This window comes from Cyclobacterium sp. 10D3-21 (assembly GCF_055809755.1).
In genome coordinates this window covers 1,285,656-1,308,504 of the sequence record NZ_CM147924.1, presented here as the reverse complement: position 1 = coordinate 1,308,504, position 22,849 = coordinate 1,285,656, and the positions used below count along the sequence as shown (strand labels likewise).

Below are 22,849 nucleotides of genomic sequence, written 5' to 3'. Positions count from 1 at the left end.
AGGCTAAGTCGTTTTATTATTCAAATGAGACTGCTAAATTAGGCCTCTGATTCAAAAATGAAAATGAACCAACTGATAAAAAAACTTAGAAAATATGAAATCCTTCTCAGAAAAGTGGCGAATAGCCATCTTCAAGGGGATCATCTATCTATTTTCAAGGGTGCCGGGCTGGAGTTTGACGATCTTCGTCCCTATCAGTATGGAGATGATGTGAGAACTATCGAATGGAAGGTATCCGCAAAAGGGCATGGCACCTTTGTCAAAACTTTTAAAGAGGACAAAGATCAAAGTGTCTATTTTCTTTTGGATGTTAGCGGATCTCAGGATATTGGTAGCAAAGTCCGTAAAAAAATTGATCTGGGGAAGGAAATCGCAGGCGTCTTGACCTTGGCTTCCATACACGATGGTTCACAGGTGGGACTTATAAGTTACTCTGATCAAAAAGAAAAAATCATACTCCCAGGAAAAGGAACGCGTCAAGCAGTTAAAATTATTAAAGGAATATTTAGTCAGGAAACCAAGTCGAAAAAAACAGACCTTAATGGGTTGTTTACATTTTGTCTCAACCTCATTAAGAAAAGATCTATTCTTTTCGTCATTTCAGACTTTATAGATCAAGAATATGAAAGACCTTTAAAAGCATTGGCCTTCAAACATGATTTAGTGGTATTACAAATGACTGACCCTATAGAATCGGCTTTGCCATCTTTAGGGATAATTCCTGTTTTTGACAAAGAAGAAGACAAAACCACCTGGGTAAATACTGCCTTCGGAGGGTTTTCGAAGAAAATCGCTACTTCATTTACTTCAGACAGGGCCCAGCTCAAAGATTTTTGTAAAAAAAATCAGATCAATTACCTCCAGATAGCCACAGATCAGGACATCGTCCTACCTTTGATGGAATTATTTAAGTTGAGAAATAAAACCATGAAACGTGGATAGAATAGTAAAGCTAAGTTGTTTTGTTATCTTTCTTATCTCATCTATTCCCTTTGCTCAAGGTCAAGATGTTGCTGTAGAGGGATATTTTTTGCAGGATTCTGCAAAATTAGGTGAAAGAGTTGGCTATGTTTTAAAATCTAGCTATCCAAGTGATGTGCCTATAATATTCCCAGACTCAACCTTTAATTTTGGGAACTTTGAATATTTAGACAAGCAGGTATTTTCTTCACTGTCTAAAGACAGTATTACTTTAGACAGTGCCGTTTACTGGATTTCAAACTTCTCATTGGATTCTGTGCAAGCTTTCCGCATGCCAGTGTTTGAAGTTTTGAAGTATGACAGTATCAGTCATTTTCCTCTACCTGCTTCTCTTGCACTTACACTTACCATTGATGAAATACCTGAGGAGTTGGCATTTGAAGAAAACAACAGCTACCTCAAAATTCCAATGGCTTTTAATTACCCTTATTTAATTATTGGTGTTTCCGTTGTGGTAATCTTATTAGTGCTCGGTTTCGTGATATTCGGAAAAGGGCTCTATAATCGTTGGAAGGCTTACAGGGAAAGAAAAAAATGGCGCGCTTTCATCTCCAATTGGGAGGGTTCGATGAGTACGCTGGTTCAACATCCAGGTATCCAGGAAGCTGATGAGTTATTGGGACTATGGAAAAACTATTTGGAGAATTTAACAGGACTACCCTATAAGGAATGGACAGCCACTGAAATTTCCATGCACTTAAATAAACCTGATATAATTAAAGATTTTAGAAAAATCGAACTCATTATATATGCCAATCGGGTAGATGATAATATTCGGGAAGCCTGTGATAATCTGTTAAAAATATCAGAAGGTCTATTGGAAGAAAAAATAGAAAAAATTTACAAACATGACTGATGTCTCTTCCTTTTTCTCTTGGAGCTGGTTTTCACCGGAAACCCTCCGCAGCTTTGAGTGGGAAAACTTTTCCTTTCTTCATCTAATTTGGATCATTCCGATAGTGCTTCTGATCAGGAAGTTTATCAAACTACTGCAAAAACCAGTATTAGAACTCTCTCTGCCAAAAATTGTTCCCTCCAAAAACCCTTGGACTTACCTCCGCCTTATTCCTTCGTTTTTCTTTTTACTCGCATTATGGATGATCGTAATTGCCCTCGCAAGACCGCAACGAACCAACGAAAAGGTAGAGCAATACACTGAAGGGATTGATATAATGCTGGTATTGGATATTTCTGAATCCATGGATTTGCAAGATTTCACCCCCAACAGGTTGGAGGCAGCAAAAGAGACTGCTATTGATTTTATCAATGGCCGGGTTGCCGACAGAATAGGCATGGTTATCTTCTCAGGTGAGGCTTTTTCCTTAGCTCCGCTAACTACAGATTACGAACTTTTAACAGATTTGGTCAATAGCATTACCTTCAATATGATGGATGCTAAAGGTACCGCCATTGGCAGTGCGGTATCTACAGGTATCAACCGCATGAGGGAATCTGAAGCCAAATCCAAGGTAATGGTCTTACTTAGTGACGGGGACAATAACGCGGGGAATGTAGATCCCGTTTTTGCCGCTCAGTTAGCTGAAGCAATGGATGTTAAAATTTATACCATTGCAGTAGGGAAAGATGGGATGGTTCCGTATGGCACTGATTTTTTTGGCAGGCCACAGATGATAGAGAGTTACCTCAATGAAGAAACATTAAGAAATATTGCAAGAATCACAAAAGCTGAATTCTTTAGGGCTTCAGATGACCAGGCATTGGAAAATATATTCACGAAAATTGATGAGTTAGAGAAGGCTGAAATTATAGAATCCAGGTATAAAGAAACAATGGACTATTACAGGCCTTACCTCATGTGGGGAATACTTTTTTTCTTTGTTTGGATGGCTTTAAAAAGCACATTCTTCAACAACTTTCTATTGGATTAGAAGTATTGGGTAGCCTATGGGTAAATATTTGCTTGGCATCCCCATAGATAAGTTTCATTTTCATATTTCGTCCTGTTTGTAATCAATAGGCTATAAAAAAACCGACTTAATGAATAAGTCGGTTTTTTTTTATTGGCAAGAAAAAGACAATTAGCTCATTTCCCAACCACTTCTTACAGGTTCTTTTATATATTGATCCGCTTCTTCCAAACCAGTGGCTTTAAGATTCTTAGCATCCCAATTGATTTTTTGCCCTTTCATTCTTAAGGAAAGCACTCCCAATAAAGTAATTTCTGTCAAGTGTGCACCATATTCGAAGTTTGCACTTGCAGCTGGGCCACCTTTTATCGCATTCACCCAATCTCTAAAATGACCTTTGGAACGTGGAATTACTTCTTTAGGCTTTTTCATATTTGCGGCCAGGCTCTCTGGGAAAACGTGAGGCACACGATCGCCTCCATTTACAATCACTCCTTTATCACCCACAAACAAGGTGCCTCTGGATGGCCATTGGTATCCTTGTGGTAAGGATGGGTGTAATGCTGGCTTAAGGCCCCCTGAATACCAAGTCAATTGAATAGGTTTTCCAGTATTGTTGTCCGGGAAATTATAGTATCCAATTTCTCCATAAGGTGCGATTTTATCATTGCTGTAGCCCGCAGGAAAAACCTCTATTGTATCTGGATGCCCCAATTCGAAGGCCCAGGTCGCCGCATCCATGTCATGACAGCCAAAATCCCCCAAAGCACCACATCCAAAATCCCAAAAGTCTCTCCAGGTAACAGGAGTGTACCATTTATGGAAAGGCCTATTGGCCGAAGGACCCAACCAAAGATCCCAGTCAAAGTCATGCGGTTTTTGTGTGTTTGTGGTAGGCACAGCCTGCATTTCATCTATCCATCTGGAAGCTGGCACCCAAGAGTGGGTTTCCTTTACATTCCCAATTACACCAGCCCGAAGGTATTCTACCGTCTGGCGAATACCATCCGTACTATGACCTACATTACCCATCTGAGTAGCCAAACCAGTTTCCTCAGTCAAGTCCTTAATCATTCTTGCTTCCCATAAATTATGGGTAAGCGGTTTTTCGCAATAGACATGCTTCCCAGACTTCATTGAAGCATAAGTGACAACGGCATGCGTATTGTCAGGAGTTGAACAACAAATCGCATCCAAGCCCTTCTCTTTCTCAAGCATCTCTCGAAAATCCAGGTATTCATTAACTTTGAAGTTTTCCGATTTATCCTCATAATGGTCTTCTACCATTCTTTTTCACAGGATTCCTTCCTGCAATAGACTTATAATAAAAATTGGCGAGGTCCCAGTATTCAGCTGGGTCAGCTATGGCTGTGATTTGCACATCATCAAGTTTCATCAAATCCTGGGCATTTTGTCGGCCTTTGCCTCCTACTCCTACCATTCCAACATTTACCTTGTCACTTGGCGCTACATGCCCTTTTCCTCCGAGGACAAATCTTGGTACAATAAAAAAACCTGCGGCACTTAATGAAGAGGTTTTAAGGAAATCCCTCCTGGAATCAGGTTTCTTATTTTTATTTGGTTTATCAAGCATTGTTAAATTTTTTGTTTAATTAAATATAAAAAAACTATCTATAATCTGCTTTAAAATTTGGCATTTCTATTCCAAACAAAGCTAAACTTTGCATTTTCATAACCTATAGATCAAAGTTGCATTGTGGTGATACAATTTTTGCTTTTCATCCAATGTTAAACCCTGAGTCATTGTATAGAAATCTTTTATCCAATCCTGGTAACTAGCGGCCTTTAACAATACCGGCCAATCCCCACCGAAAAGCACTCTATCAACCCCAAATACTTCTAAAACAGTCTTAAAATAGGGACTCATCTGGTCAATACTCCCAACGGTCAGATCTGTCTTGGTCAGCATTCCTGAAATTTTGCAGGATACATTTTGCAAGGAAGAAAAGGGGGAAAGGGCTTTTTTCCAAGACGCCCAATCATTACTTCCAATATCCGGATTGGCTATATGATCCAAAACGATCACCAAATCAGGATTTGCTTTGGCAAATTCAAAAGCAGCAGGAAGATCATTAGGTCGAATATTAAGATCATAAGACCATTTAAATTGAGCGAGTAATTTGATCCCAGCTAAAAAGCCTTGGTGACCAGGCATAAAAGCTTTACGAATACCTTTTACAATTTCCCTTTCTGCCATTGTCTCCATTTCCTTGGTTCCAGAAATACCTTTCTCTAATGGAAAATAGGCCACCATTCCGGAAATCCGCCTATCCTTTTCTTGAATTCCTCTCACCCAATCTACCTCCTGAAGGTACTGAGCAGGGTCCCGGGCACATTCTACGAAAACCATTTTCTCAATCGGCAACCCTGCAGTCGCTTTTTGATAGTCTGCCAATAAGAAATTTCGGGAAAGTGGGTTTTCAGGGTTTTTTAGCCATGGGTAATCCAAGTGATTTAAATCCCATAAATGAAGATGGGTATCAATCAAGGGGATTTCCTTGTCCCCATCTTCGTGCTCATTGAGAGAAAAAGGGGATCCATCCGGAAGTGCCAAGGCACCACAGGCTAACCCTCCTTTTTTTATAAAATTTCTTCTATCCATATATTAAATCAGCCCATCCCCTATGCAGGGATCGTAGGCGTATTTAATTTTGCAATAGATTTATCGATCTCTTCCTGGCTAAGTTCATGGCTTTTTATTTTTCCAGAAAAATAATCATCATAAGCCTTCATATCAAAATTACCATGTCCACACAGGTTAAATAAGATGGTCTTGGAAACGCCTTCCTCCTTGCATATTTTGGCTTCTTTGATTGCTGTGGCGATACCATGATTGGCTTCTGGAGCAGGTATAATACCCTCTGTTCTGGCAAAAAGCACCCCTGCCTCAAATATTTCAAGGTTATCGTGTGATTGAGCCTCAATCAGGTTATCCTTTAGCAATTGGCTGACGATCACGCCTGCACCATGATAACGAAGGCCTCCAGCATGGATGGGAGCAGGAATAAAATCATGTCCAAGGGTATACATCGGTAATAATGGTGTCATTCCTGCAGTGTCCCCAAAGTCGTACCTAAAAACGCCACGGGTAAGTTTTGGGCAAGAAGAAGGCTCACTGGCTATGCATCGAATTTTTTTACCACCTTCAAGGTTCAATCTCAAAAATGGAAAAGAAAGCCCGGCAAAATTTGATCCTCCACCAAATGGTGCAATTACAATATCCGGCATATCACTGCCCGCTTTTTCCATTTGCTTGATGGCCTCCAAACCGATAATAGTCTGGTGTAATTTAACGTGGTTGAGTACGCTTCCCAAGGCATACTTGGTATCCTCTCGGGTGGCTGCCATTTCTACTGCCTCAGAGATAGCGATACCAAGGCTTCCTGGAGAATCAGGATGTTCAGCAAGAATCTTTCTCCCTGCGGCCGTTCTGTCTGAAGGAGATGGGTACACATTGGCACCCCAGGTGTTCATCATCATTTTCCTGTACGGCTTGTCGTTATAGGAAAGCCTGACCATGTAAACATCACATTCAATACCAAAATGCTGACAGGCAAAGCTCAGCGCGCTTCCCCACTGACCAGCGCCAGTTTCTGTGGTTATCCTTTTTATGCCTTCCTGTTTGTTGTAATAAGCTTGTGGAATAGCCGTATTAGGCTTATGGGATCCGGAAGGACTTACTCCTTCATATTTATAATAAATTTTTGCTGGAGTGTCCAAAGCTTTTTCCAAGCCATAAGCCCTGTACATTGGGGTAGGTCTCCATATGGAGTACAAATTCCGAACTTCATCGGGAATGCTCACCCACTTATCGGTTGTCATCTCTTGTTTAATCAAAGCCTCAGGAAACAAAGGGGACAAAGCTTCAGGACCAATGGGCTCTAAAGTTCCTGGGTTAAGTGGTGGCAATGGCTTATTAGGCATATCTGCAACGATATTGTACCAGTTTTCTGGTATTTCCCTTTCTTCTAAGATTATTTTTCTCTTTTTCATTTATCGAATTAATAAAAGGTTTACTGATTTTTATTAGACAGGTTATTCAAAGGTTTTTTCGTCAAACTACTGTTAAGCACATAGGCCTCCACACCTTGGTTGTTTATTCCAACTAACAATACTTTAAGATACGATAAATCAATAATTTGCATGTTTTTTATATCCCCAATAAAGGTTAATCCAGCATCTGATGGAGGCACCATCGAGAACTGCCCCTTTCCATCTCCGAGAAAGATCTGACCGAAATTGGCATCTATCATTCCCAACCTGAGCCTGGCAGTATTCTGGTTTCCACCAAGGATAAAATCCAGGTTCCCATCCTCATCTATATCCATAATACTAATGGCAAAAACAGGGGCATATTGGGCTTCGACTGGCAGCTCATGTCTTTCGAATTTATTGCCTTTATTTTCCAAATAAATCGTTTTCAGTTCATTAATTTCCAACTTTTGAGCTTTACTCAAGGCTTCTTTACCAAATAAATCCTCAAGTTTGGCCTTTGAAAAGGAGGCATAATCTGTAAATTTACTTCGCATGCCATACATTTGATCCAACAACTCGTCCCTGCTCATAAATGGGACAAGTTCACCCTCAAAATAATAATTTAAAATTGGATCCACTGAACCGTTGCCATCAAAATCAGCATATACCAGCGTCAATGGTTCCTTCTCATTAACCTTCAACTGACTATTGGTGCCAAAATTACCCACTACAAAATCCAAATCTCCATCCCCATCAAAGTCGGCTGCTGCCAATTTTGACCAGTTTCCAACCAATGGGGTATCAAAATACTGGGAGGTTTGATTAATGAAAGACTTTCCTTCTTTGTTTAAAAACACAGCTATTGGCATCCAATCTCCTATAACTATCAAATCTTGCCATCCATCTTGGTCAATATCCAACCATAAAGCATCTGTAACCATGCCGAGGTCTGATAAATCAGAAAAAAAGACATTGGTATGGTCTTCAAACTTACCTTTCCCATCGTTGATAAAAATAAAAGACGCGGAAGGTTTTGGGTATTGACCGGGAATAGCTCTTCCTCCTATAAAAAGATCCAAATCTCCATCATTGTCAAGGTCTATTGGCTTCACCACACTGCCACTGCTCAAAACTTCTGGTAACGCATCTTCTTGGTTCTTAAAGTTTCCAGCACCTTGGTTGATGTATAATCGGTCCTTTAATTCTGGAGAATCTCTTTCGAAATCATGGTATCCCCCTTTTACAATGTACAAGTCCTGCAAACCATCACCGTTCGCATCAAAAAAAACAGCATCGGTAGTAGCACTTCCAATATCATCGGATAAATCCAAGCCTTGAGACGCCAGAAATTGTCCAGTAGAAACCTGGAAATATAATTTCCCTGGCATTTCGGTAGTCCCTCCTACAAATACATCTGAAAAACCATTTCTATTTACATCTCCCACGGCTATTACCGGCCCACTTGGAGACAACATATGTGATAAAAGAGGTTGCCGCTTAAAATCATTGAACCCCGCTTCGGTATGTGCAAAAGGAATGGGAGAAACAATTTTGGTAAAAATGGGTGATTTAATTTTAACAGCATCAGGCTGTTTGGTATTAGCATTGCGCTCTTCGATAACAAGTAATTGGTTACTTGAAACATTCCTTATCCATTGTTCTTTGCCTCTAGGCCATGAAATTTTCAAAGAGTCAACATTGACAGCTGTACCTAAACCTAAATGTAAAACATGGCTTACGGAGGATTGGAAGCCTCTGGTAGGTTGCAGTTCAAAATACTGCTGTTCACCACCTGCGTACACATTTACTTTGGCCCCTATACCACTTGTATTGAGACCTTCACCCTGCAACTTTATTTTAAGGAAGTTTCCTGCACTTTTTTCAGGCTTGAGCACATTGGCATAAATACCAGCAAAATCATTCAAATGGTTGACAACCAAATCCAGCGCCCCATCATTATTAAGGTCTGAATAAGCCGCCCCATTAGAGAAATTCGGTTCTGAAAAGCCCCAATTTTCGGAGACATCCTCAAAAATCACCCCATTCTTATTCCTATACATATAATCATGAATAGGGGTGGAACTCATACTTGTCACTAGATGAAGTGTATCGGCTTTTTCCTTTGCCCGCGCTTTGCTAAAATAATAGTCACCTTTGTACTTCAAAAAATCCCTATTGGTATAATCTCGAAAATAACCATTGCTCACAAATAGATCTTTCCAACCATCATTGTCAAAATCCGTAAAAAAGGCTGCCCAGCTCCAATCTGTATTTGATATTCCCGCAAGCTGTCCTAGTTCACTAAACAAACCTGTCCCTTGATTGATATGCAGCATGTTTCGCATATTTTGATGGTAAAATCCTTTCATTACCATCAAGGCATATTGCTCATAATTCTCCGGTCCATAAAGCAATTTTTGGCGCTTATTGTCCTCAGGAAGCATGTCTAATGTAAAAATATCTGCTAGACCGTCATTGTTCACATCACTAATATCCGATCCCATGGAGTAATAGGATATGTGTTGTAAATACTCCGTCAACTTTTCAGAAAAAGTACCATCACCGTTGTTTATATACAAATAATCAGGCTCTATATAATCATTTGAAATGTGCATGTCTGGAAAGCCATCCCCTGTGATATCTGCAATCGCTATTCCCAAGCCAAAGCCCATGGAATTCCCTATAATACCAGCCTCTTCACTAATATCAATATAGATACCATTGTCATTTCTAAAAAGTTTGTCTCCAGAAAGTGGGTTTCTGTCTTTCCTTTTAGCATCAAAATCTATTTCATTGATTACTTGCGTATTGTGATTGAGCAAATACATGTCAAGATCACCATCCAAATCAAAATCGAAAAAAGCAGCCTGTATGCTATTGGAAGGATCCGCCAATCCATACTTCTCGGCCTCATCTATAAAAGTATTGTCGTGTTGATTGATCAGCAATTCGTTTTTTCTGGAAGCAGCATCCCCTTTCCCTGAATAACAAACGTAAATATCAAGGTAACCATCCCCGTTAACATCAGCCACAGTAGCACCGGTTGTCCAAGCATTTTTCCCTTGCACTCCTGAAGCCTTACTGATATCCTTGAATTTAAATTCCCCTTGGTTTAGATAAAGGCCATTGGAAGTCATGTTTCCAGTAAAGAAAAGATCATCCAGACCGTCGTTGTTAATGTCTCCTATGGCTACACCTCCACCATTATAAAAATATTCATAAGTTAAAATATTGGTCTGTTGGCTCTCTACCAATTTGTTTTGAAACTTTACTCCGGTTTTCCGACTGGCGATTTTTTCAAACCCTTGTGCCATCACCCAGAAAGGAATGAAGTATAGGAACATTAGCAGAACGAAATATTTATTATAATTTTTCATAATTTAATCTTCTCCCCTGTTACCCACCCAGATTTGGCAAAGGGGTATCAGTAGTAAATCTACATTTTTTCAAGTGATCGCACAATAGCCAAACTTGTACTTTAGAATGTTACAAATAGACTTTTCGCAGTTTTATCCCCCTTCATTCAAATAATTTAAAAATACATTTGCCAGACAAGGCAAAGTAAAGAATGGGATAATGCTATTCTGCTGCAAAACCTTATTTTTACTTTGGCTATTTAAATTCCTGGTTTATAAAAAAATATCCATAGAAGGCTGATTTTATTCTTCTTAGAAAAGGATGCTTCCCCGAAAAACCCAAGGAAATGATCACATTAAACTAATTTTTCATTTGACAAGAGTCTTTATCTATTTGTTCAACATTTAAAATTTCATTATTATTAATCAACCTTAAGTAAACCTAATAAATGTCTCTCTATAAGTTACCTACTTGTGTTTTCCTGCTTGTCTTTGTTTTGTCTTGTAATAAAAAGGAGAAGAGTCTCTTAATATGGGAAGCAAGCTACCCCGTCCTTGGCTCTCAGTCTTCACCAAGGTCTGTCGACCTGAACAGTGATGGCATATTGGATTTTGTAATTGGGGCAGGAAAGAATGAATTTGAGTACACAGAAGCAGGTATTTTAGCCATTAACGGCTTGGATGGTGAGCTTTTGTGGACACAGGAAACGGAAGACCAGGTATTTGGATCAGCTACATTTATTGAAGTAAACAAAGATGGAATACCCGATGTATTTATCGGAGGTCGGGGACCTTACTTTAAGGCCATCGATGGTCAATCTGGAAACTTGATATGGGAATTTGACACACTGGCTCATTTAAAACATCCCGTACTGAAACATGCCAGGTTTAACTTCAACAACAGCGTCACCATACCTGATCAGAATGGAGATGGAATTGACGAGTTGCTTACGAGTAATGGTGGCAATGCTAGGATAGCGCCCAACGAAACCAAAGGTAGGTTTCCAGGGGTGTTGATGGTGATCAACCCTGTCAATGGTGAAGTTTTGGCTGCGGATACTATGCCAGATACTGGGGAAACCTATGTAGCTCCTTTGTATATCCACCAGGAAGAAACTGGTACTCATCATGTACTGTTTGGGACTGGAGGAGAAACCTTACCTGGAAACCTATATTTAGCAGAACTGAGTGACCTCATGGAGAATAACTTGTCCACAGCTAAGCCTTTGGTGAGTGAAAAGGGACATGGATTCATCGCTTCTCCAGTTATTGTAGACCTAAACGGAGATGGTCTTTTGGATTTTGTAGGCATTTCTCATGCAAGTACCATCACTGCAATCAATGGTCAAAGTCTCGAGAAAATGTGGCAACTTAATATACCAGAAACAGAATGTAGCAATAGCTTTGCTGTAGGACAATTTACTGAAGACGATATTCCAGATTTATTCACTTTCGTAAGTAAGGGAGTATGGCCGGAAAACACAGGTTTGGTTCAGGTAATGATTGATGGCAAAACTGGTCAACTTTTAAAACAAGAGGAATTGGGTTGTACTGGCTTTTCTTCCCCTGTTGCGTATGACCTTAACAATGATGGAATAGATGAGGTCATTTTTAGTATCAACGAATACGATTGCAGTAGGTCCATTGATGATAACTCTGCTTTTCTCATAGAGAACAAATTGATGTTAATGGATTTTAAAGCAGACACAACCTTCATTTTGGACCAAACAAAAGGTTTTAAAAATGTTTTCTCTACCCCATGGATTGGAGATCTGGACAGTGATGGTTATCTTGATTTGGTACACTGTCAGTACTTTAGTCACAGAGATATATTGTCTTTCCTCGGAATGAAGATTAAAAGAATCGATCTACCTATAAAGGTTAGAGAAAAACCACTATGGGGCGCTTTTATGGGATCAGATGGAGATGGGGTGTATAGATAATAAAAGGCTGCCCACAGGCAGCCTTTTACAAAACACTAAATTAACCAAGTAAAAACATTCTCTTCTTTATAAAAAAGTAGTCCTTCTAAAGCAAAATCTCATTTTAGTTTGCTACATCCCACCATACTCGGGTAGTGTTTATGTCTGGCAAAGTGGCACCAGCTTGAAAGTTCGCATTTGCTGCTACTTCAGATGCTGGATATTTTAGCTTTCTCATAATCTGTCCTTGTGTAATATTTCCAGGGTAGTTGGTAGGAGTTAACTGAGGATATCCGGTTCTTCTCCAATCAGACCAGGCTTCCCACCAGTTGAAAAACTTGCTTACCCACATTTGCTCTCCTATCATTTCCAATTCTGGTTTTTCTACACCATAAGGATGTCTTTGAAGGTAAGCAGCTACTTCATCATCAGAAACTGTCAATGAGGCATCGAAGGGAGTATACATTTGCATGGCACTTTTAACTCCGGCATCATAGTGTTCCTTAGCAGCATTTGGAATTCCAGAACCAATTCCTCTTTCCAAAGCTTCAGCCTGCAAAAAAGCAGATTCCGCATAGTTCATAATCATATAAGGAGCATCTCTTTGAAGCATTAGGTAATTGATTCTTGAATAAGTTGTTACCAAATCCACTGATTCTCCTTCCAAATCATCCAATCCTGCCCCATCATATCCATTAGGCATCCCTTTTTGTTCCAGGGGATTGGTGTTGGTTGGGGTCCATGCCACTGCAGACCAATCCGCAATTCCCCCACTTATGATCATTAACCTTGGGTCTACCTCATCAGCCGAAGTTGCATCAGCTTTTAGCCAGTCTACAAGAGTATTACTCAGGTACCCTGGCTGTCCACCATCTCCTGGGTAAAAAGCCCTGGAAATACCATTCTGATTGATCCACAAACTAGGCCCCTCAGACATTGGCACCCAGGCATTGTCATCATTACTTTCCATGACTCCGCCTGCAATGGCTTTGGTGACGTATTCATCCGCCAGTTGAGGAGCTACATTAGATACCCTCATTGCCAAGCGCAACATCAAGGAATAGCCAAATTTTTTCCATTTGGTAATGTCTCCCTCGTAAATTATGTCTGCTCCTGCAAAACCATCATCCGGATTAGAAGTGCTCATTGCGGCTGTCGCTTCATCCAGTTCCTTCAATAAATCAGGATAGATGGCAGATTGCTCATCATATTCTGGAAAGAAAACCCCTTCCATGCCTTGAAGGGCATCGAAATAAGGTACATTCCCGTAAAAATCTGTAAGGCGATGAAAATTCAAAACCCGCATAATTCGTGCAGCGTTTCTGGTGTTCACTTTGTTTCCCTCATCATATCCTCCAGCACCAGTTTGCTTGATTACTTCGGAAATATTTTTCAATGCATCACCATAGAAAAATTCAAAGGGAGCATTGTTAGACTCGAAGTTTTCAGTGTACTTATCCCCAGGAGCAATTCCTCCACCGGCATTGGCCAGATGCTGTATAAGGTAAGCGGTCATACCAATATTGGTTCGCCAATCAATGTACCTGTTGTCTCCTGCAGACCCTCCTGAAGCTGAGCCAAGTTGTGCGGCCGTAAAAATAAAATTCAAATCAATTTCATTTACTGCTTGCGGATTAATATTGAGATCTTGTAACTCTTCTGTATTGCAGGAGGCTAGGCATATACTAATTGCCAAACCAAATAGAAGAAATTTATTTATAATTTTCATAATTCTTTCTTTTTACGATTAAAACGAAGCCCTTAAGTTAAATCCGTAAGATCTTGATTGAGGCATCCCAAAATAATCAAGTCCTTGCCCATTGCCTGAAGAATACCCAGATTCCGGATCTATATTCTCCACGTTTTTCCAAAGTATGGATAGGTTTCTACCTACAAAGGATAAGCTCACATTGGTAAAAGGGGTTTTCTCCATTAACCTTCTCGGGAAATTATACCCAAAGGTTATTTGTCTCAACTTGGCAAAAGAGCCATCGTAAATAAAGTGATCCTGCACCCTGTTGCCCATTTGGTTCCAATAGTTATTGGCTTCACCAGGTGATAAGGTTTTAGAGAAAGCTTCATAAATTGGTGTACCATCCGTTGAAGTACCCGATTGGGTCACTCCTGTTACAGTAAGTGGTTCTTCACCTTCTCTTCCCTGAAGGGTTTGTTTGTGCAATCCCCATTGGGTTAAACGTACATTGGTTCCTGAATAGATCTCTCCTCCAACTCTGAAATCAATCAACGCAGAAAGGTTAAAACCCTTATAGGTAATGCTATTGTTAAGCCCTCCCGTAAAATCAGGGATACCGTTACCTATCACCTCCATTTGACTAGATTGCACAGGGGCTCCATTCTCTTCAAAAACTGGTTGCCCATCAGGTGAGGTTTTCTGTACCCATCCAGCCAGCACACCAAAAGGCTGCCCGGTCCTGTGTTGTACAAATACAGTCCTGGTTCTAGGCTCTTCTACGTTCAAGATGTCAGTTCCTTCAATTAAAGAAATCACTTTGTTTCTATTTCTGGCAATATTAAATGAAACATCCCAATTGAAATCCTTGTTTCTGACTGGCGTTCCAGTTAGCAAAATCTCCACCCCTTTGTTCTCCATTTCTCCCAAATTGACCAATGTTGACCCAAAACCCGAAGACCTTGAAATTTGCGCATTCAACTGGTCATTGGTACTTTTCTGATGATAATAGGTAAAATCCAAGCCCAGTCTGTTTTGCAATAGGCGAACATCTAGGCCGAATTCAAGTTCAGTAGACAATAAGGGTACTAAAAATGGATTTGGAATGGTGCCATTATTATTCCCTGCTGTTGCAAAAGAAGCCATTGGCACCGTATTGCCTTCAAAACCAACGGCTGGGGCGGCCAATAGTGTATAGGTATTCTGAATTTGATAGGGGCTTACTGTAGAACTACCAACCCTAGCCCATGAAGCCCTGATTTTCCCAAAACTAAGCCAAAATGGAAGATCCTCCAAGGCATCAGAAAACACAAAGCTACCGCCAATAGAGGGATAAGTTATATCATTTAATGAAGGATCCAATGTAGAAAACCAATCTGTCCTACCTGTACCAGTAAGGAATAGTACATTTTTATAATTAACTTCAGCAGATCCGTAAACGGAGTTAATTCCCCATCCTGAGTAACTATAGCCGAAATTTCTGGTCACAGTATTATTGATCGCATGGAAGAAGGGCACATTAAAGTCATTGCCATTGGCTGATATGGTTTCATCTTCACGGCGCATTCTATTGGCGCCTAAAAAGGCTACCACTCCAAAATCACCAAATTGTCTGTTGTATCCCAGCATGGCTTCAAGGTTAATTTCATTTACTCTTCGCTCTGCCTCCGACATGGATCCTCCTCTTGAGTACCCCGTTCCTTGTGGCGTCAAGGTAGTACCTCTTCTGGTGTACCAATCCATTCCTGCCCTTCCTGATAAATACAAATGATCAGTAATTTGATATTTTAAAGATCCTGAGGTAATTATCCGGTCCCGTGTATCACTGATTGACAATTGATGGGTAGAGAAATAGGGGTTTTGTCCCCAAGGATTATTGGTCATCAGGTATTCCTCCTGTTCAGCAAAACCCCAAGCACTTAATAGTGCGGGGTCAGTCCCAATTGGAATGGTTCCCAACCTGTCTGGATCACCTTGTCCCCAAAGTACATTGACATTTGGGGGTAAGGCAAAAATAGACTGAAAGGCATTTCCCGGTGAATCTGATAACCTTGGTCGATTTTGGGTACGTTCATTGGAATAGAGCACTTTGGCATCAAAGGTTAACTTTTTACCAAATTTACCACTAGTGGCCAGCGACATATTGATTCGGTCAAATCCTGCATTTGGAATAACTGAAGAACTCCTTAAATCAGTCACATTGAATCGAAAAGTTTGCGTATCGCTTCCTCCAGACAATGACAGACTATTGGTAAAAGCTTTCCCAGTTTCATAAAAGCGATTCCAATTGTCTCCGGCATATACGTAAGGTCTTTCCACTCCATCAAAGTGCATGGAAGTGCCGGAACCTAAACGTTCCCCCCAGGCTTGGGTTCCCCAATCGTAACCATCCCTTATAGTGGTTGGTCTTACAGCGCTTCCTGTTATCTGGTCTCCCTGAAATCTTCCAGATCCAAATTCGCTTTGCAGTTCGGTTTGATTGTTAATTCTTTCGAAAACCGCATTGGAATTGAATTCTACGCCAATGCCTTTTCTCGAAGTTCCTCTTTTAGTTGTAATAAGAATAACGCCGTTTGCTGCTCGTGAGCCATATAAGGCTGCTGCACTCGCTCCTTTTAATACCGACATGGATTCGATATCATCAGGATTGACACTGGTCATGCCATCTCCCTGATCTGCCCCTCCCCAAACTCCAGCTTGCCCAAAGTTGGTATTGTCCATTGGCACCCCATCGATTACATAAAGAGGTTGGTTTCCTCCTTGCAGAGAAGTGTTTCCTCGAATGATAACACGAGAAGAGCCCGCAGGACCTGAGGCAACATTGCTCACATTTACACCAGCTACCCTACCGGCTAGCTGATTGGCAATGTTGTTTTCCCTGGCTTGGGTAAATTCCTCCCCCCCCACTTCAGTCATCGAATATTGCAGGGCTTTGACATTTCTTTCAATGCCCAAGGCAGTTACCACTACTTCATTTAATTCTGAAGCATCTTCGGTTAGACTAACATTAATGGTACTTCGATTTCCAACCGTTTCTTCAACTGGCTCGAAACCCAAAAAGGAGAAGACCAAAACGGTCTGCGTACCTTGTACATTGAGACTGTATTTACCTTCCACATCTGTGGCAGTACCTGTGGAAGTACCCTTTATAAGAATCGACACCCCGGGTAAAGGTGTTCCGTCTGAACTGTCTGTGACTGTTCCCGTAATAGTCTGTCCTATAACACTACCTCCCATAGAAGTCAGCAGTGCCATAAAGACAATAAGTAATAGGTTTTTCATAAATGGTTATTTTGGTGTAAAACAAAACTTAAACATTCCCTCCCCTTTTAGCCTCTTTTTACACCAATGGAAAATATCTCTGAATACCATGTTTCAAATTAATGGACAGAAGCCACTTTTTCGGAAACAGAAATATTTACAACTGGTTTCAAATGATGATAAAAGGTTAAATAATCTTAAATTCCATAGAAATGTAGAATATTAAAAACACAATAAAAAATAGTATGTGCCATTTTTCAAATTTTAAACGGATTTTTTTTTACACAATCGGAAAACACAAATAAGACTTTTCAAAAACTTACTCGGATACCCAATGATTAAATGAATTAGGGATACATTGGTGCTTACTTTTTTAATTCTTCACACCTTAAAAGGAAACAATAAAAAACTACCAAGTGGAGATTTAAAAAAGCTAGAAACCATTCATTCAAATCGATTCTTCAAGTGTCATCTTTCGTTAATATTTAACGAAAAAGCCGATAATTAATAATAATTAAGTAAAAATAAATTTTAAGCTTGTTTAAGGGCTTCATATTTTAGTAATGTCTCTAATATACCAATATCTTTGTTCCCTTACTCAATCCTGATGTAATAACATTAGAAAATGCAAAACACAGAAATAAGCCAAAACCTAAAAGAAATAAAAGCCACGTTTCTAAATCCAGATTGCCTTCTTGTGGCTGTAAGCAAGACCAAACCGAATGCTGCTATTCAGCAAGCCTACGATGCAGGTATAAGGGATTTTGGAGAAAACAAAGTTCAGGAAATTACTCATAAAGCCGCCCAGTTACCCAAGGATATTAAGTGGCATATGATAGGGCATTTACAGCGCAATAAAGTGAAATTTATTGTCCCATTTGTTTACTTGATCCACAGTGTGGACTCCTTGCGATTGTTAAAACAAATTAATAAAGAAGCAGAGAAAGTAGACAAAACAATAAGCTGTCTATTGCAAGTCCATATAGCCAAAGAAGAAACTAAATTCGGTTGGAACAAGGAGGAAATAAATACCTTTCTTTTAGGAGAAGAAATAAACTCCATGAACAATATTAAAATCGTAGGGCTAATGGGTATGGCCACAAATACGCCTAATGAGGAGGTAATCAGGGAGGAATTTAAAACTTTAAAAAACCTATTTGAAACCATAAAAAAGCTAAACCTCCCCAAGAATGTTGAAATGAAAGAAATTTCAATGGGCATGAGTGGGGATTACCTCCTGGCACAACAGGAAGGAAGCACTATGGTAAGGATAGGAAGTGCCATTTTTGGTTCAAGAAATTACAATTAATCATTATGAAAGCTAGTCATATAATTCAAACTGCTGCTGTTTTTGGCACTCTTGCTGTTATTTTTGGTGCATTTGGGGCCCATGCATTAGAGGACCTTTTGGTGAGTACTGGAAGATTGGATACCTACGAAACGGCTGTCAACTACCATTTCTATCATACTTTGGCGCTTCTACTTGTCGGTATTTTATACCACTTATTCCCAGATAAAAAACGGCTTAATTACAGTGCCATTTTTTTCATAGTAGGAATATTAATTTTTTCAGGCAGCTTGTATATCCTTTGCTTGAGCCAAGTCACATGGTTAGGTGCCATCACACCCTTAGGAGGTCTTTCTTATATTTTAGGGTGGGTAATGTTACTATTTAGTTTCGGGAAATAAAATACAATACAATTCTATGAAGTTAAAGTTTTTACCAGCGATTTTAATATGGCTGTTTATTTTTCAAAACGCTCAGGCGCAAGACGTAAAGGATACATTTTTAGGTTTAGATAAGTTAATGGGGGAGAATTCCTTTTTTGACAACCACCTTACCGGCTTCATGCTCTATGATCTTGATAGCCAAATGGTCCGCTACGAGAAAAACAGCCACCTGTACTTCATTCCCGCATCCACCACTAAACTTTTCACCTTCTTTGGGGCCATGATGGTCCTTACGGATAGCACTACGTTTTTAAGGTTTGTACCCAATGGAAAAAACGTAACCATATGGGGAACAGGTGACCCATCATGGAAATACCCAGCATTGCCCAATCCAAATATAAAAGCATTCCTAGCTACTTATGATACAATAAGCTATTCAGAAAGCAATTGGAAAAACGACCCTTTTGGTTTCGGCTGGCAATGGGACGACTATTACTATTCTTATGCTGCAGAAAAATCACCTTTGCCATTGTTCGGTAATCTAGTAAGTTCAAAAAACGTAAATAATAAACCCATTTTAAGCCCTGGTATCTTCAGTGTTGAATATTCAGATAAGTCTGTAAAAAATGTAGAGAGAAATTGGCGGAACAATCAATTTTACTACAATCCAAGAACCTATAACGGAAGGGACAGTAAAGTGCCTTTTATGACCTCGCCAGAAATTTTTGCAAAATTAGCGACTATGGAATGGGGCGTTCCTGTGGTAGTTTCTGATTCAAAACTTCCTCCTGAACATTTCCTATTAAAAGGCATCCCTTCCAAAGCATTGTATAAAGAGATGCTATTGGAAAGTGATAATTTTATTGCAGAGCAGTTACTGCTACAAATATCCGATCAGGTCTTTTTTGAACTGGACAGTGAAAAAGCCATTGAATACATTAAAAAAACTTATCTTTATGACTTACCAGATGACCCTCAATGGGTAGATGGTTCTGGACTGTCAAGACACAATTTGATCACCCCTCGTACCATGGTGGCCCTAATAGAAAAAATATACAGATTATTCCCAGACAGAGAGCTATTCAGCTTATTACCAATGGGAGGAAGAACTGGCACGTTAAAATTTAACTATTCAGCTTCTACTCCATACGTGATGGCCAAAACGGGAACCGTTAGTAATAACCATAGCCTGGTTGGTTATTTAAAAACGAAAAAGAATAAAATCTACGCCTTTGCATTTATGAACAACAACTACCCCTATAAAGCAACAGTGGTAAGAACTGAAATGGAAAAGGTTTTGCTATATATCCGTGATAATTTCTAAATATCGTCATGAAAAAAAGAGCCTTTTTACAAACAGTGGGTATGGGACTTGGAGTTTTACCAATTTTGGGATTTACGCAACCACTTCAAAAGTCATATTTCCATAAAAAATTATTGCCCAATGCCTTACAGCCGGGGGATTTGGTGGGGCTTATAAGTCCCTCATCTGCTACGGCGGACATCATGCAATTCACCTTTGCCAAAGAGGCTATGGAAGGATTAGGGCTAAGGGTAATTGAAGGAAAGCACCTCCAAAACCGAAGGGGACATTTGGCGGGTTCAGATCAAGAAAGGGCAACGGATCTAAATGAAATGTTTGCCAATCAAGCTGTCAAGGCTATTATTTGCATAAGGGGTGGTTCTGGCGCCTCCAGAATACTTCCCCTGATCGATTACGAAAACATTAAAAACAATCCCAAGCCTATACTTGGCTATAGCGATATCACAGCACTACACAATGCCATTCATTCAAAAACCGGCCTCATAACTTTTCATGGACCAAATGGCTCGGGAAATTGGGGGGAGTTCAATGTGGATCAGTTCAAGAAAGTGTTTTTTGAACAAAACGACACGATTCTATACGAAAATGAGATAGAAGAAACTGAAGATTTGGTTGTGAAGGAGAACAGGGTAAGGACAATTTTCCCTGGAAAGGCTGTAGGAGACCTTGTAGGAGGAAACCTAACGGTGCTTACTTCCATTGCGGGATCCCCCTATTTACCTTCGTTTAAAGACAAAATTCTTTTCCTTGAGGACATCGGCGAAGAACCTTACAGGATAGACCGCATGATGAGCACCCTTATGTTAATGGGCGTTTTCGAAGAAATAAAAGGTTTTGTTTTTGGTCAATGTACAGACTGTGATCCAAGTGGAGGATATGGAAACCTTACCATAGATCAGATTTTTGACGATTATCTACTTCCTCATAAAATCCCTGCATATCGCGGAGCAATGATTGGTCACATCCCCAAACAATTTCTTTTACCATTCGGGGCTAGGGTGATACTGGATGCCGACAAAGGCACATTGACCACCACACAGCCTATTTTCGAATAATCTAAATAATTCAGAGAGGGTCCAATTGAATACCGTTCGAAACAGGAATGTGCTTGTAATTCCTATTTTGTTTGTATTGCTAATAACAGCATTTAAAAGCAATGAAAAAATGATCGGAAATAAAAACACTCCAAATACAGAAACGCAAACCGGCGGATTAAAATACCTGGCTTTGGGAGACAGTTATACTATTGGAGAAGGCGAAAAGACTGAGAACACTTATCCCTTTCAAGTGGAAGATGAGCTGGAAAAAGTAGGCATTGGATTTACTACTATTACAGTCATCGCAAAAACCGGTTGGACTAGTGGAGAATTACTTCAGGCAGTAAGGCAAGAAAACATTGGACAAGATTCTTTTGATATTGCCAGTCTCCTTATTGGGGTAAACAATCAATACAGGGGACAATCCTTAGATCAGTTCAGGCAGGAATTGATAGCGTTGATTGAGCTCACGCTTGGGTTTCTCGGAAAGGACAACCAACAAAACTTGGTGCTTATTTCAATTCCTGATTGGGGGGTAACCAGCTTTGGTCAATCAGCAAAAAAACCTCTCGATCAAATCACAAAAGAAATAGATGCCTTTAATGCTATAATAAAGCAAGAAGCTTCAAAATACGGCCTGCATTTTTTAAATATAACAGACAGTTACAGGGAGAGTGGGGGGCTTAAAGAAAATCTGGTAAGGGACGGATTGCACCCCAGCAAAAATATTTATAGCCGGTGGGCATTTCATATAAGTGAAATCTTTAAGAAAATGAACTGATTCCAACTTTATTGTTGTTTTTTTCTGGAGCAATGTTGATAAAATCACCACCCAAGTTTGCTACATAGTATTATTATCGATGTCTTATGATTCCATTTAACGCTTTCCTGGTATAAGAGGCATTAAATTCAATGCCATAAGTCAATAGTGATTTCATTTTTAGAGGCCCATTTGTGGCTCCCTATGTTTTGATCGGCCACCAAATTGAGCAAGAATTTGTTTTTAGTAGCAGATTAATCCCTTCTATTACAGCTCATTTTCACCAAAATTAACAATTAATTATAGCAAGTTAAAATATAATTTTTTAGGGTCAATGGATTAAATTCTTAGTGTTTATTTTTATCAACTATTCTACTAAACCAATAAAAATAAACAACCATGAAAACCTTAAAAGACCTTTTTGAACACCAATTAAAAGACATCTACAGTGCCGAAAGTCAATTGATTAAAGCCCTGCCGAAAATGGTTAAAAATTCCGAAGACAGCGCATTAAAAGAAGCATTTTCAGCGCATTTGGAAGAGACGAAAAATCATAAAAAAAGATTAGAGGAAGTAGGTAAAGAACTTGGCATAAAACCCGGAGGTGAAACATGCAAAGCTATGAAAGGACTTATTGAAGAAGCAGAAAGCTTCTTGAAAGAAAGTTTATCAGATGAAGTTAAAAATGCGGGATTGATAGCCAATGCCCAAAGAGTGGAACACTATGAAATTGCAGGGTACGGTACATTATGTACTTATGCTGAAGAATTAGGTTATAATGAAATTGCAAAAAAATTAAAACTAACCTTGGAGGAAGAGTTAAATGCTGACAAAAAGCTAAGTAAACTAGCTAAAAGCCGAATAAATAAAAAAGCCAAAAACTAGAATCAGTTTCAATATTCACTGTCCTGACCTTTTATTTAGCAGAATCAGTTATTAAATGCATTGGAATACTGACTATAATTGTCAGTATTCTTTTTTTT

General features: G+C 39.6%; 17 protein-coding genes. 10 read left to right on the top strand and 7 right to left on the bottom strand.

Annotated features, from left to right (window positions below; translation table 11 throughout):
• Positions 1 to 63: 63 nt before the first annotated feature.
• Genes AC0L7T_RS05525 through AC0L7T_RS05515 form a run of 3 tightly spaced genes read left to right on the top strand, consistent with a single transcriptional unit; the run spans position 64 to position 2,870 of the window.
• Entirely contained in the window at positions 64 to 942 is an 879-nt protein-coding gene (locus AC0L7T_RS05525; RefSeq protein WP_473341488.1) for a DUF58 domain-containing protein, read from the top strand.
• Entirely contained in the window at positions 935 to 1,837 is a 903-nt protein-coding gene (locus AC0L7T_RS05520; protein WP_473341487.1) for a hypothetical protein, read from the top strand. Before AC0L7T_RS05525 ends, AC0L7T_RS05520 begins: the two co-directional genes overlap by 8 nt.
• A complete protein-coding gene (locus AC0L7T_RS05515) occupies positions 1,830 to 2,870 on the top strand; it encodes a vWA domain-containing protein (protein WP_473341486.1) in 1,041 nt (346 codons plus the stop codon). Before AC0L7T_RS05520 ends, AC0L7T_RS05515 begins: the two co-directional genes overlap by 8 nt.
• Before the next feature lie 150 nt (positions 2,871 to 3,020).
• Here AC0L7T_RS05515 and AC0L7T_RS05510 read toward each other — a convergent pair whose 3' ends face one another.
• The 5 genes from AC0L7T_RS05510 to AC0L7T_RS05490 all read right to left on the bottom strand — a co-directional run bounded on the left by AC0L7T_RS05510 (position 3,021) and on the right by AC0L7T_RS05490 (position 10,222).
• Positions 3,021 to 4,136, bottom strand: coding sequence for a Gfo/Idh/MocA family protein (locus tag AC0L7T_RS05510; protein ID WP_473341485.1), 1,116 nt, complete (start codon positions 4,134 to 4,136; stop codon positions 3,021 to 3,023).
• Positions 4,117 to 4,443 carry a twin-arginine translocation signal domain-containing protein gene (locus AC0L7T_RS05505; protein WP_473341484.1) on the bottom strand — a complete coding sequence of 109 codons (327 nt, stop codon included), beginning with the start codon at positions 4,441 to 4,443 and terminating at the stop codon, positions 4,117 to 4,119. Before AC0L7T_RS05505 ends, AC0L7T_RS05510 begins: the two co-directional genes overlap by 20 nt.
• 96 nt (positions 4,444 to 4,539) lie before the next feature.
• Positions 4,540 to 5,472, bottom strand: a complete 933-nt coding sequence (locus AC0L7T_RS05500) for an amidohydrolase family protein (RefSeq protein ID WP_473341483.1) — start codon at positions 5,470 to 5,472, stop codon at positions 4,540 to 4,542.
• A gap of 20 nt (positions 5,473 to 5,492) precedes the next feature.
• The gene (locus tag AC0L7T_RS05495) at positions 5,493 to 6,863 is read right to left on the bottom strand and encodes a TrpB-like pyridoxal phosphate-dependent enzyme (RefSeq protein ID WP_473341482.1); all 1,371 of its coding nucleotides are present in this window, start codon (positions 6,861 to 6,863) and stop codon (positions 5,493 to 5,495) included.
• 20 nt (positions 6,864 to 6,883) lie between these two features.
• Positions 6,884 to 10,222 (bottom strand): VCBS repeat-containing protein, encoded by a 3,339-nt coding sequence (locus AC0L7T_RS05490; protein ID WP_473341481.1) that lies wholly within the window; start codon positions 10,220 to 10,222, stop codon positions 6,884 to 6,886.
• Between the two features lie 428 nt (positions 10,223 to 10,650).
• Here AC0L7T_RS05490 and AC0L7T_RS05485 point away from each other — a divergent pair, with 428 nt between their 5' ends.
• Positions 10,651 to 12,144 carry a hypothetical protein gene (locus tag AC0L7T_RS05485; RefSeq protein WP_473341480.1) on the top strand — a complete coding sequence of 498 codons (1,494 nt, stop codon included), beginning with the start codon at positions 10,651 to 10,653 and terminating at the stop codon, positions 12,142 to 12,144.
• 103 nt (positions 12,145 to 12,247) lie between these two features.
• Here AC0L7T_RS05485 and AC0L7T_RS05480 read toward each other — a convergent pair whose 3' ends face one another.
• Positions 12,248 to 13,852, bottom strand: a complete 1,605-nt coding sequence (locus AC0L7T_RS05480) for a SusD/RagB family nutrient-binding outer membrane lipoprotein (RefSeq protein ID WP_473341479.1) — start codon at positions 13,850 to 13,852, stop codon at positions 12,248 to 12,250.
• 18 nt (positions 13,853 to 13,870) lie between these two features.
• Complete coding sequence (locus tag AC0L7T_RS05475; RefSeq protein WP_473341478.1) at positions 13,871 to 17,095, bottom strand: SusC/RagA family TonB-linked outer membrane protein; 3,225 nt, start codon at positions 17,093 to 17,095, stop codon at positions 13,871 to 13,873.
• Between the two features lie 604 nt (positions 17,096 to 17,699).
• Here AC0L7T_RS05475 and AC0L7T_RS05470 point away from each other — a divergent pair.
• The 6 genes from AC0L7T_RS05470 (at position 17,700) to AC0L7T_RS05445 (ending at position 22,751) form a co-directional block, all read left to right on the top strand.
• Positions 17,700 to 18,383 carry a YggS family pyridoxal phosphate-dependent enzyme gene (locus AC0L7T_RS05470; RefSeq protein ID WP_473341477.1) on the top strand — a complete coding sequence of 228 codons (684 nt, stop codon included), beginning with the start codon at positions 17,700 to 17,702 and terminating at the stop codon, positions 18,381 to 18,383.
• Positions 18,384 to 18,388: 5 nt separating this feature from the next.
• Positions 18,389 to 18,763, top strand: a complete 375-nt coding sequence (locus tag AC0L7T_RS05465) for a DUF423 domain-containing protein (RefSeq protein ID WP_473341476.1) — start codon at positions 18,389 to 18,391, stop codon at positions 18,761 to 18,763.
• A 16-nt stretch (positions 18,764 to 18,779) separates the two neighbouring features.
• Positions 18,780 to 20,069: a D-alanyl-D-alanine carboxypeptidase gene (locus tag AC0L7T_RS05460; RefSeq protein WP_473341475.1), complete on the top strand. Its 1,290-nt coding sequence runs from the start codon at positions 18,780 to 18,782 to the stop codon at positions 20,067 to 20,069.
• 8 nt (positions 20,070 to 20,077) lie between these two features.
• Positions 20,078 to 21,124 carry a S66 peptidase family protein gene (locus tag AC0L7T_RS05455; RefSeq protein WP_473341474.1) on the top strand — a complete coding sequence of 349 codons (1,047 nt, stop codon included), beginning with the start codon at positions 20,078 to 20,080 and terminating at the stop codon, positions 21,122 to 21,124.
• Between the two features lie 109 nt (positions 21,125 to 21,233).
• On the top strand, positions 21,234 to 21,887 hold the full coding sequence (locus tag AC0L7T_RS05450; RefSeq protein ID WP_473341473.1) for an SGNH/GDSL hydrolase family protein: 654 nt from the start codon (positions 21,234 to 21,236) through the stop codon (positions 21,885 to 21,887).
• A 378-nt stretch (positions 21,888 to 22,265) separates the two neighbouring features.
• Positions 22,266 to 22,751, top strand: a complete 486-nt coding sequence (locus AC0L7T_RS05445; RefSeq protein WP_473341472.1) for a YciE/YciF ferroxidase family protein — start codon at positions 22,266 to 22,268, stop codon at positions 22,749 to 22,751.
• Positions 22,752 to 22,849 lie beyond the last annotated feature (98 nt).

Excerpts from the sequence above, each read along its gene's own strand:
- AC0L7T_RS05525 (WP_473341488.1), top strand. The coding sequence starts at position 64 with ATGAACCAACTGATAAAAAAACTTAGAAAATATGAAATCCTTCTCAGA.
- AC0L7T_RS05515 (WP_473341486.1), top strand. The coding sequence starts at position 1,830 with ATGACTGATGTCTCTTCCTTTTTCTCTTGGAGCTGGTTTTCACCGGAA.
- AC0L7T_RS05510 (WP_473341485.1), bottom strand. The coding sequence starts at position 4,136 with ATGGTAGAAGACCATTATGAGGATAAATCGGAAAACTTCAAAGTTAAT.
- AC0L7T_RS05505 (WP_473341484.1), bottom strand. The coding sequence starts at position 4,443 with ATGCTTGATAAACCAAATAAAAATAAGAAACCTGATTCCAGGAGGGAT.
- AC0L7T_RS05500 (WP_473341483.1), bottom strand. The coding sequence starts at position 5,472 with ATGGATAGAAGAAATTTTATAAAAAAAGGAGGGTTAGCCTGTGGTGCC.
- AC0L7T_RS05495 (WP_473341482.1), bottom strand. The coding sequence starts at position 6,863 with ATGAAAAAGAGAAAAATAATCTTAGAAGAAAGGGAAATACCAGAAAAC.
- AC0L7T_RS05490 (WP_473341481.1), bottom strand. The coding sequence starts at position 10,222 with ATGAAAAATTATAATAAATATTTCGTTCTGCTAATGTTCCTATACTTC.
- AC0L7T_RS05485 (WP_473341480.1), top strand. The coding sequence starts at position 10,651 with ATGTCTCTCTATAAGTTACCTACTTGTGTTTTCCTGCTTGTCTTTGTT.
- AC0L7T_RS05480 (WP_473341479.1), bottom strand. The coding sequence starts at position 13,852 with ATGAAAATTATAAATAAATTTCTTCTATTTGGTTTGGCAATTAGTATA.
- AC0L7T_RS05475 (WP_473341478.1), bottom strand. The coding sequence starts at position 17,095 with ATGAAAAACCTATTACTTATTGTCTTTATGGCACTGCTGACTTCTATG.
- AC0L7T_RS05470 (WP_473341477.1), top strand. The coding sequence starts at position 17,700 with ATGCAAAACACAGAAATAAGCCAAAACCTAAAAGAAATAAAAGCCACG.
- AC0L7T_RS05465 (WP_473341476.1), top strand. The coding sequence starts at position 18,389 with ATGAAAGCTAGTCATATAATTCAAACTGCTGCTGTTTTTGGCACTCTT.
- AC0L7T_RS05460 (WP_473341475.1), top strand. The coding sequence starts at position 18,780 with ATGAAGTTAAAGTTTTTACCAGCGATTTTAATATGGCTGTTTATTTTT.
- AC0L7T_RS05455 (WP_473341474.1), top strand. The coding sequence starts at position 20,078 with ATGAAAAAAAGAGCCTTTTTACAAACAGTGGGTATGGGACTTGGAGTT.
- AC0L7T_RS05450 (WP_473341473.1), top strand. The coding sequence starts at position 21,234 with ATGATCGGAAATAAAAACACTCCAAATACAGAAACGCAAACCGGCGGA.
- AC0L7T_RS05445 (WP_473341472.1), top strand. The coding sequence starts at position 22,266 with ATGAAAACCTTAAAAGACCTTTTTGAACACCAATTAAAAGACATCTAC.